Origin of the sequence: Roseburia sp., from assembly GCF_041325975.1 — a bacterium.
GTDB classification, from domain to species: domain Bacteria; phylum Bacillota; class Clostridia; order Lachnospirales; family Lachnospiraceae; genus Roseburia; species Roseburia rectibacter.
In genome coordinates this window covers 799364-818324 of record NZ_JBGLEJ010000005.1, presented here as the reverse complement: position 1 = coordinate 818324, position 18961 = coordinate 799364, and the positions used below count along the sequence as shown (strand labels likewise).

12 protein-coding genes are annotated in these 18961 nt (G+C 41.5%); 10 read left to right on the top strand and 2 right to left on the bottom strand.

Annotated features, from left to right (window positions below):
- Window positions 1-56 precede the first annotated feature (56 nt).
- The 7 genes from ACDD58_RS15195 to ACDD58_RS15165 all read left to right on the top strand — a co-directional run bounded on the left by ACDD58_RS15195 (window position 57) and on the right by ACDD58_RS15165 (window position 13753).
- Complete coding sequence (locus tag ACDD58_RS15195; protein ID WP_117921865.1) at window positions 57-1637, top strand: glycoside hydrolase 43 family protein; 1581 nt, start codon at window positions 57-59, stop codon at window positions 1635-1637.
- A 3-nt stretch (window positions 1638-1640) separates the two neighbouring features.
- The gene (locus ACDD58_RS15190) at window positions 1641-3533 is read left to right on the top strand and encodes a family 43 glycosylhydrolase (RefSeq protein ID WP_370778256.1); all 1893 of its coding nucleotides are present in this window, start codon (window positions 1641-1643) and stop codon (window positions 3531-3533) included.
- A gap of 32 nt (window positions 3534-3565) precedes the next feature.
- Window positions 3566-4204 (top strand): hypothetical protein, encoded by a 639-nt coding sequence (locus tag ACDD58_RS15185; protein WP_370778253.1) that lies wholly within the window; start codon window positions 3566-3568, stop codon window positions 4202-4204.
- Between the two features lie 14 nt (window positions 4205-4218).
- Entirely contained in the window at window positions 4219-5775 is a 1557-nt protein-coding gene (locus tag ACDD58_RS15180) for a glycoside hydrolase family 28 protein (protein ID WP_370778251.1), read from the top strand.
- 19 nt (window positions 5776-5794) lie between these two features.
- The gene (locus ACDD58_RS15175; RefSeq protein ID WP_370778249.1) at window positions 5795-6637 is read left to right on the top strand and encodes a sugar phosphate isomerase/epimerase family protein; all 843 of its coding nucleotides are present in this window, start codon (window positions 5795-5797) and stop codon (window positions 6635-6637) included.
- A 104-nt stretch (window positions 6638-6741) separates the two neighbouring features.
- Window positions 6742-8004, top strand: a complete 1263-nt coding sequence (locus tag ACDD58_RS15170; RefSeq protein WP_117921870.1) for a hypothetical protein — start codon at window positions 6742-6744, stop codon at window positions 8002-8004.
- 187 nt (window positions 8005-8191) lie between these two features.
- Window positions 8192-13753, top strand: a complete 5562-nt coding sequence (locus ACDD58_RS15165; RefSeq protein WP_370778247.1) for a carbohydrate binding domain-containing protein — start codon at window positions 8192-8194, stop codon at window positions 13751-13753.
- Between the two features lie 183 nt (window positions 13754-13936).
- Here the strand turns inward: ACDD58_RS15165 and rpmB are convergent, their stop codons facing one another.
- On the bottom strand, window positions 13937-14122 hold the full coding sequence (gene rpmB, locus ACDD58_RS15160) for a 50S ribosomal protein L28 (protein ID WP_006856028.1): 186 nt from the start codon (window positions 14120-14122) through the stop codon (window positions 13937-13939).
- Between the two features lie 206 nt (window positions 14123-14328).
- Between rpmB and ACDD58_RS15155 the strand changes: the two genes are divergently transcribed.
- The 3 genes from ACDD58_RS15155 to recG are packed head-to-tail and all read left to right on the top strand — an operon-like array spanning window position 14329 to window position 18471.
- Window positions 14329-14688 carry an Asp23/Gls24 family envelope stress response protein gene (locus tag ACDD58_RS15155; protein WP_015560583.1) on the top strand — a complete coding sequence of 120 codons (360 nt, stop codon included), beginning with the start codon at window positions 14329-14331 and terminating at the stop codon, window positions 14686-14688.
- A 14-nt stretch (window positions 14689-14702) separates the two neighbouring features.
- Window positions 14703-16400 (top strand): DAK2 domain-containing protein, encoded by a 1698-nt coding sequence (locus ACDD58_RS15150; RefSeq protein ID WP_370778245.1) that lies wholly within the window; start codon window positions 14703-14705, stop codon window positions 16398-16400.
- A gap of 13 nt (window positions 16401-16413) precedes the next feature.
- Window positions 16414-18471 (top strand): ATP-dependent DNA helicase RecG, encoded by a 2058-nt coding sequence (gene recG, locus ACDD58_RS15145; RefSeq protein ID WP_370778243.1) that lies wholly within the window; start codon window positions 16414-16416, stop codon window positions 18469-18471.
- A gap of 175 nt (window positions 18472-18646) precedes the next feature.
- Here the strand turns inward: recG and ACDD58_RS15140 are convergent, their stop codons facing one another.
- The gene (locus ACDD58_RS15140; protein ID WP_117921873.1) at window positions 18647-18853 is read right to left on the bottom strand and encodes an alpha/beta-type small acid-soluble spore protein; all 207 of its coding nucleotides are present in this window, start codon (window positions 18851-18853) and stop codon (window positions 18647-18649) included.
- Window positions 18854-18961: the final 108 nt, after the last annotated feature.

Below are 18961 nucleotides of genomic sequence, written 5' to 3'. Positions count from 1 at the left end.
CCCTTGCCATTTTTGTATCAGGAAATAAAACCAGTGTTTAGGAGGATTTGAGGGTTATGTCATTATTATGGAAATCAGATCAGGAAGATGGAACTTATAAAAACCCGATACTTTTTGCAGATTATTCCGATCCGGATGTGATACGCGTAGGGAATACCTATTATATGACGGCGTCCAGCTTTAATTATGTGCCGGGACTGCCGATCTTAACATCAAAAGATCTGGTAAACTGGGAACTGAAAAATTATGCGATCGAAAAGATCGATGAGCCGGGCTATGATCTGCCGCAGCATGCAAAAGGCGTCTGGGCGCCTGCGATCCGTTACCATGAAGGATATTTTTACATTTACTACGGAATGCCGGATGAGGGCATTTACATGGTGCGCGCAAAAGATGCACTTGGAATCTGGGAAAAACCGGTACTTGTGTTAGCCGGAAAAGGTCTGATCGATTCCTGCCCGTTCTGGGATGAGGATGGAAATGCATATATCATCCATGGTTATGCGAAGAGCCGTATTGGATTTAAGAGTCATCTTGGCATATTCCCGATGTCATGGGATGGAACAAAGGCAACAGGGGAGGATCATATTCTCTACTGTGGACTTAAGACACAGCCGACGATTGAGGGACCTAAAGTATATAAACAAAATGGATATTATTATATTTTTGCCCCGGCAGGCGGTGTAAAAACCGGCTGGCAGGTTATTTTGCGTTCGAAAAATATTTACGGGCCTTATGAAGAAAAAAATGTGCTTCATCAGGGCAACAGTATCATAAATGGACCACATCAGGGGGCTCTGGTGGATACAGTGAATGGAGATGAATGGTTCATTCATTTTCAGGACAGAGGACTTTACGGACGAATCGTCCATATGCAGCCGGTTACATGGGAAAATGACTGGCCGGTTATGGGGATCAACGCAGTGGATGGCTGTGGGGAGCCATGTATCATCCATAAAAAACCAAATACCGGAATCACGGAGAAACCTTGTTATCTTGCGGCGGGAGATGATTTTTCATCGGAAAAAATCGGCTTGCAGTGGCAGTGGCTTGGCAATCCGAAGGATGATTTCTATTCTTTGAAAGAGAGAAAGGGATTTTTGAGATTATACTGTAAAAATCCATCAGGGAAAGTGGAGCCGATCCTCTGGGAGTGTTCGAATGTGCTGACGGAAAAACTGGTCTGCCCATATTTTGAGGCATCTGCCTGTGTTGACATTTCTGCCCTGTCTGAACAGGAGCAGGCAGGAATGGTTATGATGGGCGGTCACTATGCATACCTCGCAGTCCGCGTAATCAGAGGTCAGAAACGTCTGATTCTTGGAAAATCCTATGACAGTGAGGATGGAATGCGCGAGAAGGCAGAGCAGCTTTTGGTACTGCCGGAGGGACAGGAACAAGTTTATCTGATCTTTGCGATGCGCGAGGGAGATAACGGCAGTGTATTCCATTGTTATTATTCATTGACTGATGATACAGATAGTGCATCATGGACGGAAGTGAGAGCAGAGTTTACACCGTCTGATCATACCTGGGTAGGTGCGAAGATAGGGCTGTTTGCGAATGTCATCGGGGAAAAGGAACTGGGAGGCTATGGAGATTTCGAGTATCTGCATGTAGAGGCACTGGAAGATTAGATTATGGGACTTCAAAAAGAATTAGAAGCAAAAAATTTAGATGGTGTGATCCGTGAACTGACAGAAAATCCATCCTGCATTGATGATGTGACGGAAAAAGGTGTACCGCTTGCTTTGTATGCAGCGGAACTTGGAGATTTTTCTATTGTAAAGTATATTGTCGAATATTCCAGAGCAAGTATGAATACGGTGGATGAAAATCATAGAAATATTCTGCATTATGCAGCGGCGTCCGGTAATCTGGAAATGAACCGTTACCTTGTGGAAAAAGTTGGAATGGATATTACGGCAGGAGATGGTAAATGTGTGACACCGTATCAGATTGCATATGAAAGAAAAGATGAGAAACTTCTTTCTTACTATAAAGAACGAACAGGTGCATCTTATGAGGGGATGTATCATAATCCGATACGCTGTGGAATGTTCCCGGACCCGTCTATTGTGCGTGTCGGGGAAGATTATTATATGGTGAATTCATCATTCATATTTTTCCCCTGTATCCCGGTTTCGCACTCGAGGGATCTGATACACTGGGAGATCATCGGTCATGCGATCACAGATCCACAGTGGGCGGCACTGGATGAACTGGAAGGCGGCAGAGGCTACTGGGCACCGGATATTTCTTATGATAATGGAAAATTTTATGTCACGGCAACCTACCGCCTGAATGACACAGGCACTGTGTACCGTAAACAGATCGTGGTAAGCTCAGATAGACCGGAGGGACCGTACAGTAAACCGGCGGTCATTGATGAGGATGGAATTGATCCGTCTATCTTTCACGAGAATGGCAGACACTATATGCTGCTAAACCGTGGGGCGAGGATTTTAGAACTGAATGATGACTGCACAAAGCAGATCTCTGAGGCAAAATTGTTGTATTACGGAGATCAGAAACGTGCGCCGGAAGGACCACATCTGTTGAAAAAAGACGGTTATTATTATCTGTTTTTGGCAGAAGGAGGAACCGGAATGGGGCACAGGATTTCGGTTGCGAGAAGTAAGACGCTTATGGGAAATTATGAACCGTGTCCATACAACCCGATCATGCGGCAGATGGATGAGGGGGCAGCGATCCAGAGATGTGGTCATGGAAAGCCGGTCTGCACACAGAACGGGGAGTGGTATATGGTATATCTCTGCGGCAGGATGATCGGAGATGGTTACAGTATGCTTGGCAGGGAGACGGCACTTGATCCGGTAAGCTGGACAGCGGATGGCTGGCCGGTCGTAAATGGATTAAAAGGTCCTTCTGTTTTGCAGAAAAGACCGGACCTTCCGGTGTGGATGCCGGAAGAAGAGCCGGATATTGGCTGGAACCCAAAATGGATGACACCACGTGCACCGGAGCCGGAAGGAATCCGTTTTCTCTCATCAGGAATCCGTATCAAAGGGAGCTGTTTTCCACTCAGAGATGTGGCTGCTAAAAATATTTTATTGCAGAGACAGACTTCGTTTTGTTTTACTGCGGAAACGGAACTTGTGATACCGGAACTTATAGGTGGTCAGGAAGCAGGTTTAGTCTGTTATTATGACGAAAATACATGGGTGTGTCTTGCAGTCTGCAGGGAAAATTCTTATTATATCCAGGTAAAAGAACATATTGGGGATAAAGATGTTCTGCATGAGAGACAGATGCTTCCATGTGATTGTTCAGGGAAAAAGATCAGCCTGAAAGTGGAAACAGAGTATTTAAAGCGGCGTTTTACTTACCGGCTGCAGGGGGAAGAAAAACATATAGCAGCAGAGATTGCGAATGTTTATTATCTATGCGATGAAGGAATTCATATGGGTAAGCGCTTTACCGGGGCAATGACAGGTATTTATGCGGTTGCCGGAGAACACAAATTGTATGCAGATTTTTTAAATTTTATTTATCAGGATATCGAAGCATAAAAAAGTCAGTATCAGAAAAACGAGGGAGACAAATGGAAACAAAAAGACAGGAAGATATCAGAAAACTTATGCAGATGCCGGAAGAGGCGATTGCTTCTCTGAATGAATCAGAGGCAGACCGGCTCGGAAGACTAGCAGTCATGTTTTATAAAGAAACAGGAGATGGAGTATATAAGGAGAAAGCAGAACAGATCCGTGCAGCGCAGGGCGAATTGCCGGAGGATATCTATGCCATGCCTTTTTTTATGGAATATGAAACGGTATGTGGGAAAAAAGAGCGGTACAATAAGATCGTTGACCGGATGGAAGATGAGGCGTCAACCGGATTTGCCGATGCAAAAGCAAGAAATGCATATTTAGCAGCCCTGGTGGATGTGATTGATGGGATCAGTTTTGAGATTTATGAAAAATACCGGACTTTGACCGCAGTTTATAAATGCGTATTAAAGGATGCGTTAGCTGAGGGAGAAGAAACACCGGAACTCACCTATGCCATATTAAAAGGCTGCAATATTGGAATTTTGCTGAAAGAAAAATATGCAGAAACAGGTGCTTTAATGGCAGGGCATCTGAAAAATACGGGCATGACAGATCAGACGGAATATCTGTCAGACATTACAGCAAGAACAATAGAACAATATGATCTGCTTGCGATGGAACAGTCGGAATAGGGAGGAAAAGAGTCATGGAAGTAAAACTGATTATGAAATCTGCCCGCAATGCGGTCATTGAAATTGCAGATGGTGGAATTTACAATACAAAAGAAACATATCATGTTCTGCTGAACGGTGAAGAGGTATTTTCAACGGATACGGTTATAAATTCATTGTTTGATTTAAAACCGCAGACTTCCTATGAGGTTTCTGTAAGAACAGCAGATGGTACCGAACTAGGAACGGTATCGTTTGTTACAGCATATGAATTTGTCACATTAAATGTCCGTGATTTTGGTGCTACAGGCGATGGAAAACAGGATGATACGAAGTTTATACAGGCAGCGATCCTAGCCTGTCCGAAGGAAAGCCGTGTGCTTATTCCAAAGGGAAGCTATCGCATTACCAGTCTGTTTTTAAAAAGTAATCTGCGCCTTGAGCTTGCAAAGGGAGCAGAACTTATCGCAGATACAGACAGGGCGGCCTATCCGAAATTTCCTGGTATGATTGAAAGTTATGATGAACAGGGTGAATATAATTTAGGAACGTGGGAAGGAAATCCATTACCGATGTTTGCCGGCATCATCACCGGACTGGATGTAGAAAATGTATTGATCTACGGAAGAGGAACGATAAATGGCAATGCTTCAAAAGAAAACTGGTGGAAAAATCCGAAAGTCATGGTAGGAGCATTCCGCCCGCGTCTGTTTTTCTTAAGCCATTGTCAGAATGTGACACTTTGTGGTGTAACTTTCAAGAACAGTCCGTCCTGGACACTGCATCCGTATTTTTCAGATAACCTGAAATTCTACGGACTTACGATCAACAATCCAAGCGATTCGCCAAATACGGATGGCCTGGATCCTGAATCATGCAAAAATGTAGATATTGTCGGTGTGAAATTCTCACTTGGAGATGACTGCATAGCAGTTAAGTCTGGTAAGATCTATATGGGAAAGAAATATAGGACACCTTCTGAAAATATCCATATCAGACAATGCCTGATGGAAAATGGTCATGGTGCAGTAACAGTCGGAAGTGAGATGGCTGGCGGTGTCAAAAATCTGGTCGTGGAAGAATGCCGGTTTTACGATACAGACCGGGGACTACGTATCAAGACACGCAGAGGACGGGGAAAAGATGCCGTTTTAGATCAGATTATTTTCCGGAAAATCGATATGGATCAGGTTATGACGCCGTTTGTGATAAACTGTTTTTATTTCTGTGATCCGGACGGCAAGACCGAGTTTGTCCAGAGCCGTGAAAAAATGCCGGTAGATGATGGTACACCTGCGATCTTAAGACTTGATTTTGAGGATATTAAAGCCCAAAATTGTCATGTGGCAGCTGCATATTTTGATGGACTGCCGGAACAGAAAATTGAGCAGATCATTATGAAAAATATTACAGTGACATATGCTAAGAATTCGAAATCCGGCGTTCCTGCCATGTCTTCCGGTGTGGAAGAGTGTACAAAGAAGGGAATCTTTGCGCGCAACATCAAAGAACTGGTATTAGAAAACGTGGAAATAGAGGGACAGGATGGAGAACTTCTTGTTACAGAGGGAATTGACCATTTCGTGCAGTAGAACAGAAAGAGGAAAACATATGCAGTTAGGAATACGTTTACATGATATCAAAAAAGCACCACTTGAGGAGCGCCTTGCAATCGCAAAGGAGCAGGGGTTTTTGTGCGGACATCTGGCACTCTCAAAAGTAATCACGGAATATCCGGTGGATGATGGGGCACTGACTCCGGGGTATGCAATGTACTTGAAAAAAATATTTGCAAAAAACGATCTTGATATTGCCGTACTGGGATGTTATTTAAACCTTGCAAATCCAGATGAAGGACAGCTTGCAAAGATCACACACCGTTATCTGGCGCATATTCGGTTTGCATCACTGCTTGGCGTCGGGGTAGTCGGAACAGAGACAGGTGCTGTCAACGAGGCATATAAGTTTGAGGAAAAAAATCACTCAGATGAGGCGCTGGATATTTTTATACAGAATGTGAAACCGGTGATTTCCTATGCAGAAAAAATGGGCGTTATTTTTGCAATCGAGCCGGTGTGGAAACATATCGTATGCAATCCGAAGAGAGCGCGGAAAGTGCTTGATGAGATCGCGTCTCCAAATCTTCAGATCATTTTTGATCCGGTCAATCTTTTGGATATCAGCAATTATCAGAACAGGGATGCGATCATAGAAGAAACGATAGAGCTGCTTGGAGATGATATTGCAATGGTCCATATGAAAGATTTTGTGGTGCAGGATGGGAAACTGGTGTCAGTCGCTGCAGGAACAGGTGAGATGAACTATGAGAAGATTATTCGTTTCATTAAGGAGAGAAAGCCGTATATACATGTGACGCTTGAAAATACAACGCCGGAGAATGCAGTACAGTCTAAAGAATATATTCAGGGATTGTATGATTCGTGCCGGATTTAAAAGAAGTTTTTTAGAAAAAATCAGGCTGGGAAGAAAGTAGGATTGTATTCCTGTGATATAAGATGTAAAATAAGATTAATAATATAAAAAAGAGGAGAATAAAAATGTTAAGAAAACAGACAAAAAAAATTTTATTTGTTATGCTGTTTGCGCTGACATTAGTTCTTGCCGGAAGAGTTGATGCGAATGCACAGACTGCTGCACCGGCAGGCGTGAAACAGGTAAAAGCGGGCAGCAGCTCTGTAACAGTACAGTGGGATGCTGTTATGCAGAATGATATTTATTATTATTATCGTATCAGCAATGATTCAAGTTTTAACAGCAGTAAAAGCGAGCGGAACTATGATGAATCAGAAAGCTATATTTCAGGTCTTTCTGCGGGAAAGAGTTATTACGTCCAGATTGGAACATCAGCAACACATTCTGGTTCGACTGTGCCGGCCGATGTGACGTGGTCGAAGGCGATTGAAGTTGTAACAGCTCCAGCGCAGGTTGCATCGAGTTCAGTAAAACAGAGTGGTGCAGGTACGACATCCATTTCATTGACCTGGCCGGCTTCTTCCGGTGCAAACTGTTATAAGATCGATTATTATTTAAATAATGCATCGCAGCGTACAGCATCAGAAGTTATCTCCCAAAATAACAATGTAAAAATTACCGGATTAAAAAAGAACAACCGTTATTGTGGACATGTTTATGCAGGAAGAACAAGCAGTACAGGCTTTACAGCTTATGCAGGTTCTGGCAGTTACTATTATGATGTAAAAGTTAAACCAACGAAGATCACCGGAGTAGAAAATACCGTATTTTATTCATATATAAATACTGCATATATAGAATGGAATCCTTCTAATTCCGCGAGTGGATATGAATATATTCTTTATGATAATTCCGGAAAGAAAATATTAAGTAATACAACGACTTCTAAACGCCTTGATATTTCTACCAATAAGATCAAGAAAACACAGTTTTACCGTATCAAAGTAAGAGGTTATGTCAATTTAAATAATAACAAAAAGGCTTATGGTGCATGGTCTGACACATTATATTTTGCAAAGGCACCATACAAGAATTTAAAATTAAAATCATCCGGAAAGAAAATTTCTGCAAACTGGAATAAAGTGACAGGAGCAACAAGTTATACGGTATATGTTTCCAATAAGGAAAAGAGCGGATATAAAAAAGTCGGTACCTATAACAGCAAGAAAACAAGTGTTACGATTAAAAAATATGGAAAAGCTGCTTTGAAATCAGGTAAAACATATTACGTAAAAGTTGTCGCTGAAAAGAAAGTGAAAATCAATAAGAAATATAAAACCTTTAAGAGTACCTTATATTATGAAGGAAAAAGTATCAAAGTAAAATAAGAGAATGAATAAAGAAAAGCACCTGAAAATTCAGATCTGAATTTTCGGGTGTTTTTTTCGAAATAAAAAGTAAAAAAAAGAAACCATTTTGAAAAATGGAGAATTGTTTCTGGCATCATTGTATTTTTTAATAAAAATAAGGTTGCAAGGGGGATTTGCACCTAAAAAGAAGAGAAGGAGTATAATGATGAAAAACAGGAAACTAACCAGAATTATCGCAATTACGTTGACGGCAACTGTGGCTGCAACATCTGTGATGCCGTGCGGGACGGTATTAGGGGCGCAGAATGATCCGGTCACAGAAGAGGCAGCACAAACAACGGAGAGTGTGCAGGAATCAGAAGTATCAGAATCGGAAATATCAGAAGCTGAGACATCAGAAAACGAGACAGAGAGTCAGACAGGAACCGAAGCTGGCACCGAAAAAGAAATCAATACGGAGATTAATACGGAAACAGGGACAGAGACAGAAATCGGCATGGAGACAGAAAACGATGCTGAGATAGAGACAGAAATTGAGACAGAACAGATAGAATTAGAAAGTTCAGATTTCCCCCAGATTGGTTCTAAAGTTACAAAAAATACGGTAGACTGCGAAACAAAAGAAACAAAGAGTACAGACTGGGAACTGGTCTGGAGTGATGAATTTAATGAAGATTCGCTAGATCTGACAAAATGGGATTATCAGTCTGGTGATGGCAGTGATTATGGAGTTGCCGGATGGGGAAATGCTGAGAAAGAATATTATACAAAAGGAGAAAATATCTCTTTTGAAGATGGACATCTTGTGATTACGGCAAGAAAAGAAAACAGAGGAAGCTCCACTTATACCTCTGCGAAATTATGGACAAAAGGAAATGATTATTATAACGGAACTGCAAAAGAGCCGTTATATGCAAAAAAATATGGTCGTATTGAGGCAAAAATGTCTCTTCCGGAAGGTACCGGATACTGGCCGGCATTCTGGATGATGCCGCTGGATGACGCTTATGGTGGATGGGCTTCGTCCGGTGAGATCGATATTATGGAGGCAAGAGGACGTGTTACGGGAAGTGTTGACGGTACGATACATTTTGGTAATTCATGGCCGAATAATAAATCACGTGGAGGACACTATGATACGACGATCGATCCATCCTTTAATTTTACACAGGAGCATGAATATGCGTTAGAATGGACACCGGGTAAGATCAGCTGGTTCGTAGATGATCAGTGCTACAAGACCATTACCAACTGGTATTCTATTGGTTCAGATAATAAAGAAAACTTTACTTATCCGGCTCCGTTTGACCAGGAATTTTATATCATGTTAAACCTGGCAGTGGGTGGTAATTACGACAGTGGCAATCTGGATGACATTGATGGCGGACAGATGAAAGTAGACTATGTGCGTGTCTATGATCTGCTGGATGCAAATGGAGAAATCCATGATTATTCTGAGGATGAAAAAACTGTTGAATCAGAGGCGGCGCAGGCTGGCGGATTAGAAGGCGGCATTGTCGGAAAAACCAATTTCTTAAGCGGTGATCTGACAAAGGCAAGAAAAATTACTGAACATGCAGAGGGAATCGAAGGTTGGTATCTGCAGAATGGCACAGGAGGTGCAGCGAATGTGACTGCTGCCGAGGGTGGTGCTAAGGTAAGCATCAGTTCTGCCGGAGAAAATGGGTACTCTGTGCAGCTGATGCATCAGTTTCCTTTGACATATGGATATGAATATGAATTAAAATTTGATGCAAAAGCAGATGAAGCACGCAGTATCACGGCACAGGCAGGCGATTTTACCTATAATTTCCTTGGAAGCTGGACAAAATACAGCGATGCTTTTACCGTTCCATTGACGACCGAATGGAAAACTTATACCTATAAGTTCGACATGAAAGAATTTAACGATGACTATGCACGTCTGGAATTAAACCTTGGTTTGACGTCCACGGCCGGAGTTTATATCAGAAATGCATCATTGGTTGCAATCGGACTTTATCAGGGAATCACAGAAGATGGAGATAAGGAACCGACAAAGGGTGGAGAACACATTTATAACGGAACCTTTGATCAGGGAAATAATAAAGATGCAGGTGGTGCCTATACAAGATTAAAATTTTGGAATGTAAAAGGTAATGCAGCTGCAAATGTTGATACACAGCGTAAACTGGTACTTGGATCTGGAACAGATGAAAATGCTGGCATAGAACAGACAGGAATTTCTCTGCTTGGAAAAGATCGTTATGAACTTACTTTCGATGCTGCTGCATTTTCAGGTGATAGTATCAGAGTGCAGGTGAAGGGAGCAAATGGCACAGAGTATATTTCTGAAACGGTGGATCTGACTTCGGACATGCAAAAGAAAAAAGTATCTTTTACAGTGCCGGAAAATGTATCTGACAAAACAGGAAGTGTATCATTTATAGTTGGGAATGATGGTAAGAAAATACATATAGATAATATATCCCTGAAACGTCTGACAAATTATAACGTGGATTACAGCCAGATAAAAGTATATCCGATTGAAAATGGTGATTTTGCAGGATGCAGCGGAAATGATTTAAAAGGATGGAGTACTTATGGTAATCCGGCTGTTGATGTGGCAGATGGCGTGTGTACGGTAACTGCAGTTCCAAGTGGAAATGTATGGGATAAAATGCTGATTGCCGATGCCATGCAGATGGAAGAGGGAATGACGTATGAACTGCATTTTGAACAGAAAGCAGAACGTGCGGGAGAAACATACACTGCTAAAATAGAAACGACAGATGGAAGTTATACAGTTATTACCGAAAAACAGTGTAAGACGACAACTGACTGGACAAACGAGGATATTACGTTTACCTGTAATAGTTCCGGTGTGATGGAGTTTAAATATCTGCTTGCGCAGGTATCAGGTGAGTGCAAAATTTCATTTCGTAATGTGAAACTTAATGTTTCGAATGCGCCGATTTTGCAGATGCCGTTCTTCTATAAAAATGGTGTAGCAAAAGCAGATCAGGATATTGTATTTCAGATGCATCCTGCAAGTAGTACAGGGGATGCATGGAAAGCAGCAGAAAAAACAGTAACAGTTGATGGAAAACAGGTGGAAGCTGTATTTGATGATACTACGATGACAATTCCGGCTGGAACTATTTCAGAGGAAGGAAAATATAAAATCAAAATTTCAGCTTCCGGATTTGATCTTTGTGAGTGGAATCTTGAGGTATTTCCAGCAGGAAAAAATCTGGTTTTGAATGGCAATTTTTCAAAAGGAACAGCATCATGGGCAGACAGCTATTTTAACGAGGGGGAAGGATATCCTGCGGGAAATCTCAGCGTAACAGAATCGAAAGAAGCGAAAATTGAGTATAAATGGGCTCAGAATTTCTGGGATCTTCAGTTGATACAAAAAAATATTCCGGTAAAAAAAGGCGTTGAATATAAGATTACCTTTGATGCTCGTGCAACAGTGGACCGTCCGGTCAGCCTTCAGATTGCAGGTGGACTTACAACCTATAAACTGGGAAGCAGATATCATAAATACACCCGTTATTTTACTGCACCGGAAAATAATGCGGAAATAGCATTCATGCTTGGAAATGTGGCGATGGGCAGTCTGATCACACCATCTGATGAACATACAGTTTATTTTGATAATATTTGTATAGAAGAAATGGGTGCGGAAGATGCACTGACGCGGATTCCTGAAGTTGAATCCGCAGGAAGTGTCAAGCTGACACAGGATGCAGTATTGAACCTGGTTGGTGTCAATGATGCATGGAATGCTGCAGAAAAGACAGTTTATGTGAATGGAACCGCTGTGGAAAAACAAAACAGCAAGTTTGATGATGATAAAATTACTATTTCCGGTAGTGTATTTCACCAGACAGGAAACTATGAGATCGTAATAAAAGCAGATGGATTTTCAGATACGAATCTGGCATTTTTGCAGATCACAAGCGCCGGTATTCAGGAATACATGACGAATGGTGATTTCTCGGAAGGCGAAAAGAATTGGAAATTCTGGGCAGGTGGTGAACCGGAATCTGCCAGTGTCCGTTATGTGGGCGGTCAGGCAGAAATCAATATGCTTTATCCGTGGAAAAACCAGTTTGGTGTTTATGATTCCTGGGGAATCCAGTTATCGCAGAATGTTCTTGTTTCTAAAGATACAGAATATGTTTTAAAATTTAAGGCAAAGTCCGAGATAAATAAAAAACTTGATGTTGATATCAGTGGACAGAAATTCAGTTTTGATATGACAGGGGATGAACAGGAGTTTACATGTCAGTTTAAGGCAAATGATGAAAAAGCTACAGTTGGATTTTTCTTTGGTGCATGTGATGAGAATACACCGGAAAATACAAAAATGTGGCTTAAGGATGTGTCTCTTACAAAGGTTGGCGATGAGACACTCGATGGTGTCTGCAGCTATCAGGTAGAACATTATCTTCAGAAAAATGGAAGTTATGTGTTATATGAAAAGGCACATGGAGCAGCCAAGGCAGATACCATGGTGGATGCACAAAAAGATGGACTGTGCAGAAATTATGAAGGATATACGTTTGCACCTGAAGTGAATGGTAGTGTTGTATCAGGGAAAGCCTCAGATAAACTGGTAATAAAGCTGTTCTATAAGCCGAATAAATATCAGATTCAATATGTGATGAATCTTGATGCAGACGTAAAAAATCCGAATCCGGATGCTTATACTTATGGTAAAATGGTCGGGTTGAAAGCGCCTTCCTGTGATACAAATGAATTTTTGGGATGGTATCTTGATCCTGAATATACAGTTCTGGTAGAGAATATCGAAGCTAATATGACAGGTGATGTTGTTCTTTATGCGAAGTGGAAGGATAGAGAAAATGTAGATCCGGAGAAACCAGGAGATAAAAAACCGGATGAAAATACGCCGGATATAAAGAAGCCAGATGAAAAAACACCAGATACGAAGATACCAGATGAAAAGACACCAGATACAAAGAAGCCAGATGAAAAAGCACCAGACTCACAGGATTCAGGAAATGCAGCGGTAACAGCCATATCTTTGAATAAAACGAAAGTTACTTTAAATAAAGGAAAAAAGTTTACGCTGACAGCAAAAATAACACCGGAAAATGCAGCAAATAAAAAGGTGGTATTCCGTTCAGGCAACAAAAAGGTTGCAACCGTAAATGCCAAAGGCGTGATTAAGGCGGTCGGAAAAGGTAAGACAAAAATTACAGTAAAAACGCCAGACGGTAAAAAAACAGCAGTTTGTACCGTTACAGTTAAAATTCCGTCTAAAAAAGTAACCATGAATGTCAAAGAGATTTATGTGGTAAAAGGGAAAAAAATAAGCCTTAAAGCAACCATGAATCCAATTGACAGTACCAATAAAATTAAGTGGAGCAGTTCCAAAAAATCAGTGGCAACCGTAAAAAATGGAAAAGTAACAGCTAAAAAGACCGGCACTGCAGTCATCACAGCTAAGACGACGAGCGGCAAAAAAGTAACATGTAAGGTACATGTTGTAAAGAAAGCCAAAAAATCGACGTCAATCAAATTAAATAAAAAACAGCTGACCATGAAGACTGGCGGCAGATATGAACTTAAGGCAAAAGTAAAACCGTTTAATTCAACGGATATCGTAAAATGGAAGAGTTCAAATAAAAAGATTGCAACGGTAGACCAGTTTGGAACTGTAAAAGCAAAGAAAGCTGGAAAGGTAAAAATTACAGCAACTACGTCCAGTGGGAAAAAGGTTACCTGTGTGATAAAGGTAAAGAAAAAATAAAGACAGGAATTTGATCTTTTAAAGGAAAGAGGGATGACAGATATGAAATGCCATCCCTTTTTTGAGTCTTCGTATTTAATTTATAGAACATTATTTTATGTAATAGAGAATTTCAACGAAATTTCCTATTACATAAAAAAACTGCCATATCAAATTTGATATGACAGCTTTTTTACTGTTCAATTAAGCTCTTTCAACTTTGCCGGATTTCAAACAGGAAGCACATACATATAATTTCTTAGGTGTTCCGTTTACTTTACAGCTCACACGCTTGATGTTTGATTTCCACATTCTATTTGATCTTCTATGAGAATGGCTGACATTATTTCCGAAATGAGCGCCCTTTCCACAAACTGCACATTTTGCCATAGTTTTGCACCTCCTTGTAATTCACTAAGTCTGCCTGTACTATCAGACTCACAACATGTTTATTCTAACAGATTCATTTTTATATTGCAAGTAAATTTTAAAAAAAATATTAAAAATAGTAAACAGGACTAGGAATTTTGGTAAAAAGCGGTTATAATAGACAATAAACTAGCGTTAATATGGCTTTGAAAGGAGCAGGAACGTATATGAATGGACATATGGATACCCAGTTGGGAAGAGTTTCAATAGACCCGGAAGTGATTGCAACCTATGCAGGATCTGTAGCTGTAGAGTGCTTTGGAATCGTAGGTATGGCTGCAGTTAACATGAAAGATGGTCTGGTGAAGTTACTGAAAAAAGATTATTTGACACATGGTATTAATGTAGCGATTGACGAGGATAATAAGATTACGATCGATTTTCACGTGATCGTATCCTACGGCGTCAGCATCAGTACGGTTTCCGATAATTTAATAGAGACGGTAAGATATAAAGTAGAAGAGTTTACCGGACTGGAAATCAAAAAAATTAACATTTACGTTGAAGGCGTGCGTGTAATTGATTAAGGAGGACATAGAAGGTGGAAATCACTACGATAAATACTGAGCTTGTGGCGAAGATGTTTCTTGCCGGAGCAAAGAATCTGGATGCAAAGAAAGAATGGATCAACGAGCTGAACGTATTCCCGGTTCCGGATGGTGATACCGGTACAAATATGTCAATGACGATCATGTCAGCGGCAAGAGAGGTAAGTGCTTTGGAAAAACCGGAGATGAAAGCATTGGCAAAAGCTATTTCATCCGGTTCTTTAAGAGGAGCGAGAGGTAACTCCGGTGTTATTCTTTCACAGTTGTTCCGTGGTTTTACAAAGGTGATCGCGGAATATGATGAGATCAACGTACAGATTTTATCAGATTCTTTCCAGAAGGCCGTTGAGACAGCATACAAAGCTGTTATGAAGCCAAAAGAGGGAACAATCCTGACTGTGGCAAAAGGCATGTCTGACCGTGCGTTAGAACTTTGTGATGATACAGAAGATCTGGTATATTTCTGTGAAGAAGTCATCAAGGAAGGTGACCGCGTGTTAGATCTCACACCGGAGATGCTTCCTGTTTTAAAACAGGCGGGAGTTGTGGATTCCGGCGGACAGGGTCTGATGCAGGTTATGAAAGGAGCAATGGATGCACTGCTCGGCAAAGAAGTGGATTACACCATCGAGGAAACCCAGGCGGTGAAAAAGGCACCGGAAAGTACAGGAACATCCTACAATATTGAAGCACAGGCAAATCAGGAGATCAAATTTGCATATTGTACACAGTTCCTTATTATGCTTGATACGCCGATCACACTGCAGCAGGAGAATGAGTTTAAGTCTTATCTGGAGACGATCGGTGATTCCATTGTTGTTGTCGCAGATGATGAGATCGTAAAGGTACATGTACATACCAACGATCCGGGACTTGCGATGCAGAGAGGACTGACCTATGGCTCCCTGACTACAATCATCATTGAAAATATGAAGTTAGAGCGTGATGAAAAGATTTCTGCCCTGAAAGAAAAAGAGATGCAGTCAGCAGGTATTCCGGAAGAAAAAGAGGAAAAACCGGCAGAGCCTCCAAAAGAGATGGGATTTATATCCGTCAGCATCGGAGAGGGAATCAATGAGATCTTTAAGGGACTCGGTGTTGATTATATCATCGAGGGTGGTCAGACTATGAACCCGAGTACTGAGGATATGTTAAATGCCATTGAAAAAGTAAATGCAAAGACGGTGTTTATTTTGCCGAACAATAAAAATATTATCCTTGCAGCAAATCAGGCAGCATCTTTAGTAGAGGACAAAAAGATCATTGTTATCCCGACTAAGACGATTCCGCAGGGTATCACTGCTCTGATCAATTTCATTCCGGACAGTACACCGGAAGACAATGAACAGCGTATGAGTGCTGAGATTTCCACGGTCAAGACAGGTCAGGTTACTTATGCAGTCCGTGACACAGTGATCGATGATAAAGAAATCAAACAGGATGATTTTATGGGTATCGGCGATTCCGGTATTCTTTCCGTAGGACAGAATTTAGAACCGACAGTCATGGATATGATGAAACAGCTTGTGAATGAAGATTCTGCGATTGTCAGCATTTATTATGGTGAGGATACGAAAGAAGAAGATGCAAATGCACTTGGCGAGAAGATTGGAGAGGCATTCCCGGATGTCGAGATCGAAGTGCATTACGGCGGACAGCCAATCTACTATTATGTCATTTCTGTAGAATAAGAATGGAGTAAAAATGGACCGCAATTCCCCTTTAAGAGATATTAAGGGTGTTGGCGCTAAAACAGAAGAATTATTTCATAAGATAGGAGTATACACCGTAGGTGATATACTCCTTCATTATCCCCGGACATATATACAGTACCCGCAGGCGAAGCATGTGGATGAGGTGTCAGACGGAGAACAGGCAGCGGTTCTTGGACGGATCACAAGAACACCGGTAGTGCGAAAAGTGCGTACTATGCAGATCACGGTTACGACGATCAGTGAGATGGGAGTTTCCTTAGAACTGGTATGGTACCGGATGCCTTATATGAAAAATAATTTAAAAGCCGGCAACACCTACATATTTTATGGAAAAGTTAATAAAAAGAACGGAAGACTTGTCATGGAGCAGGCAGCCTTGTTTACAGAAGAACAGTATGCATCCATGGAACAGGTATTTCTGCCTGTATACACGCTGACCAACGGACTTTCCAATAATCTTGTCACGAAAACAGTGCGGGCGGCACTTGGAGACGAACAGTTGTTTATGGATTATCTTCCATGCGCGATCCGCGAAAAATATGGGCTTTGTGAGTATAATTACGCCATACGGCAGATTCATTTTCCGGAGGATATGGATACACTCATTACAGCGAGAAGACGCCTTGTGTTTGATGAATTTTTCCTTTTTATATTAAGCATGCAGTATCAGAAGGAAAAGCATGTCAAAGAGAAAAATGAGTTTGTTTTTACTGAGGATGATTTTACAAATGGGTTGATAGAAAAACTTCCTTATGAGCTTACCAATGCACAGAAAAAAGCACTTGCGGATGTGAAACGTGATATGCGTTCCGAGACGGTCATGCAGCGTCTGATCCAGGGAGACGTAGGCTCCGGTAAAACGATCGTTGCGTTCCTTGCGATGGCTGATACAGCACACAATGGATACCAGTCTGCGATCATGGCGCCGACGGAAGTACTTGCAAGACAGCATTATGAGTCTTATCAGAATATGTGTGAACAGTTTGGACTTCATATTCCTATCGTGCTTTTGACCGGTTCCATGACGGCAAAACAGAAACGCCGCGCTTATGAAGCATTAGAGGTATATCCGAATGCTATGATCATCGGGACACATGCACTGATACAGGAGAAAGCAATTTATCAGAATCTGGCACTTGTGATCACGGACGAACAGCATCGTTTTGGAGTACGGCAGCGTGAAACATTTGCAGGAAAAGGAACAGAACCGCATGTACTTGTCATGAGTGCAACACCGATTCCACGTACTTTGGCGATCATTATCTATGGGGATCTGGATATTTCTGTCATTGATGAAGTTCCGGCAAAAAGACTTCCAATCAAAAACTGTGTAGTTGACCGGCGATACCGCCCGAAAGCATATGCTTTTATCGAGCATGAGATACGCGCGGGACATCAGGCATATGTGATCTGTCCGCTGGTGGAAGAAAGTGAAAATATGGAAGCGGAGAACGTTACCGATTATGCAAAACGTCTGCGGGAAGAACTGCCGGAAGACATTGTGATCGGTGTTTTACACGGACAGATGAAAGCTGACCAGAAAAATAAGATTATGGATCAATTTGTAAAAAATGAGATTCAGGTGCTTGTTTCCACGACAGTTGTTGAGGTTGGCGTCAATGTGCCGAATGCTACGGTCATGATGATCGAGAATGCAGAACGTTTTGGACTTGCACAGCTCCATCAGTTAAGAGGACGTGTCGGAAGAGGTGACGCCCAGTCTTACTGTATTATGGTCAACGCCTCAGACAGTAAAAATTCGATGAAACGGCTTGATATTTTAAATAAATCTAATGATGGATTTAAAATTGCAAGCGAAGACCTGAAATTACGTGGTCCGGGAGATTTTTTTGGCATCCGCCAGTCCGGAGAGATGCAGTTTTTGCTGGCAGATATTTATCAGGATGCAGCCGTGTTACAACAGGCATCAGAGGAAGTGCAGGATCTGCTTGCCGCAGACCCGGAACTTTTTGGCGAAGAAAATGTCAATCTGCAGCATTATCTGGAGATTTTCTTCGAGGATCAAAAGAGCAGATTAAATTTATGACAGAGATCTGTTTATAATGGATTTTATTTAGAGGCAGAATATAAAAATATAAAAAACGGGAGCTTCCGTTATGGAAAGCATCCCGTTTTTTGGGCTGGAATCATAATTCCTGGTGACATATAGCTCCTGACAAAATTATGATTTTAGCGGACGATAAATCTTAGCTGGCAGATGATTACTTGCCTGACATCTGTTTCTCCTGTGCCTCGATCATTTTCTTAACCATATAACCGCCGACAGAACCGTTCTGTCTGGAAGTAAGGTCTCCATTGTAACCGTCCTTTAAAGGTACGCCGATCTCGCTTGCTACCTCATATTTGAAACGGTCTAATGCACTTTTTGCTTCAGGAACTGCTGCTCTGTTAGATGAACGACTTGCCATAATAGTTTCCTCCTTTGGTGTGTTGTGATACATCATTTGTTTCAAAGTATCCTTTGTATTTAAGTCTGAACAAACGCCGCGCTGATCATATGTTCCGCGGCGTTTGTG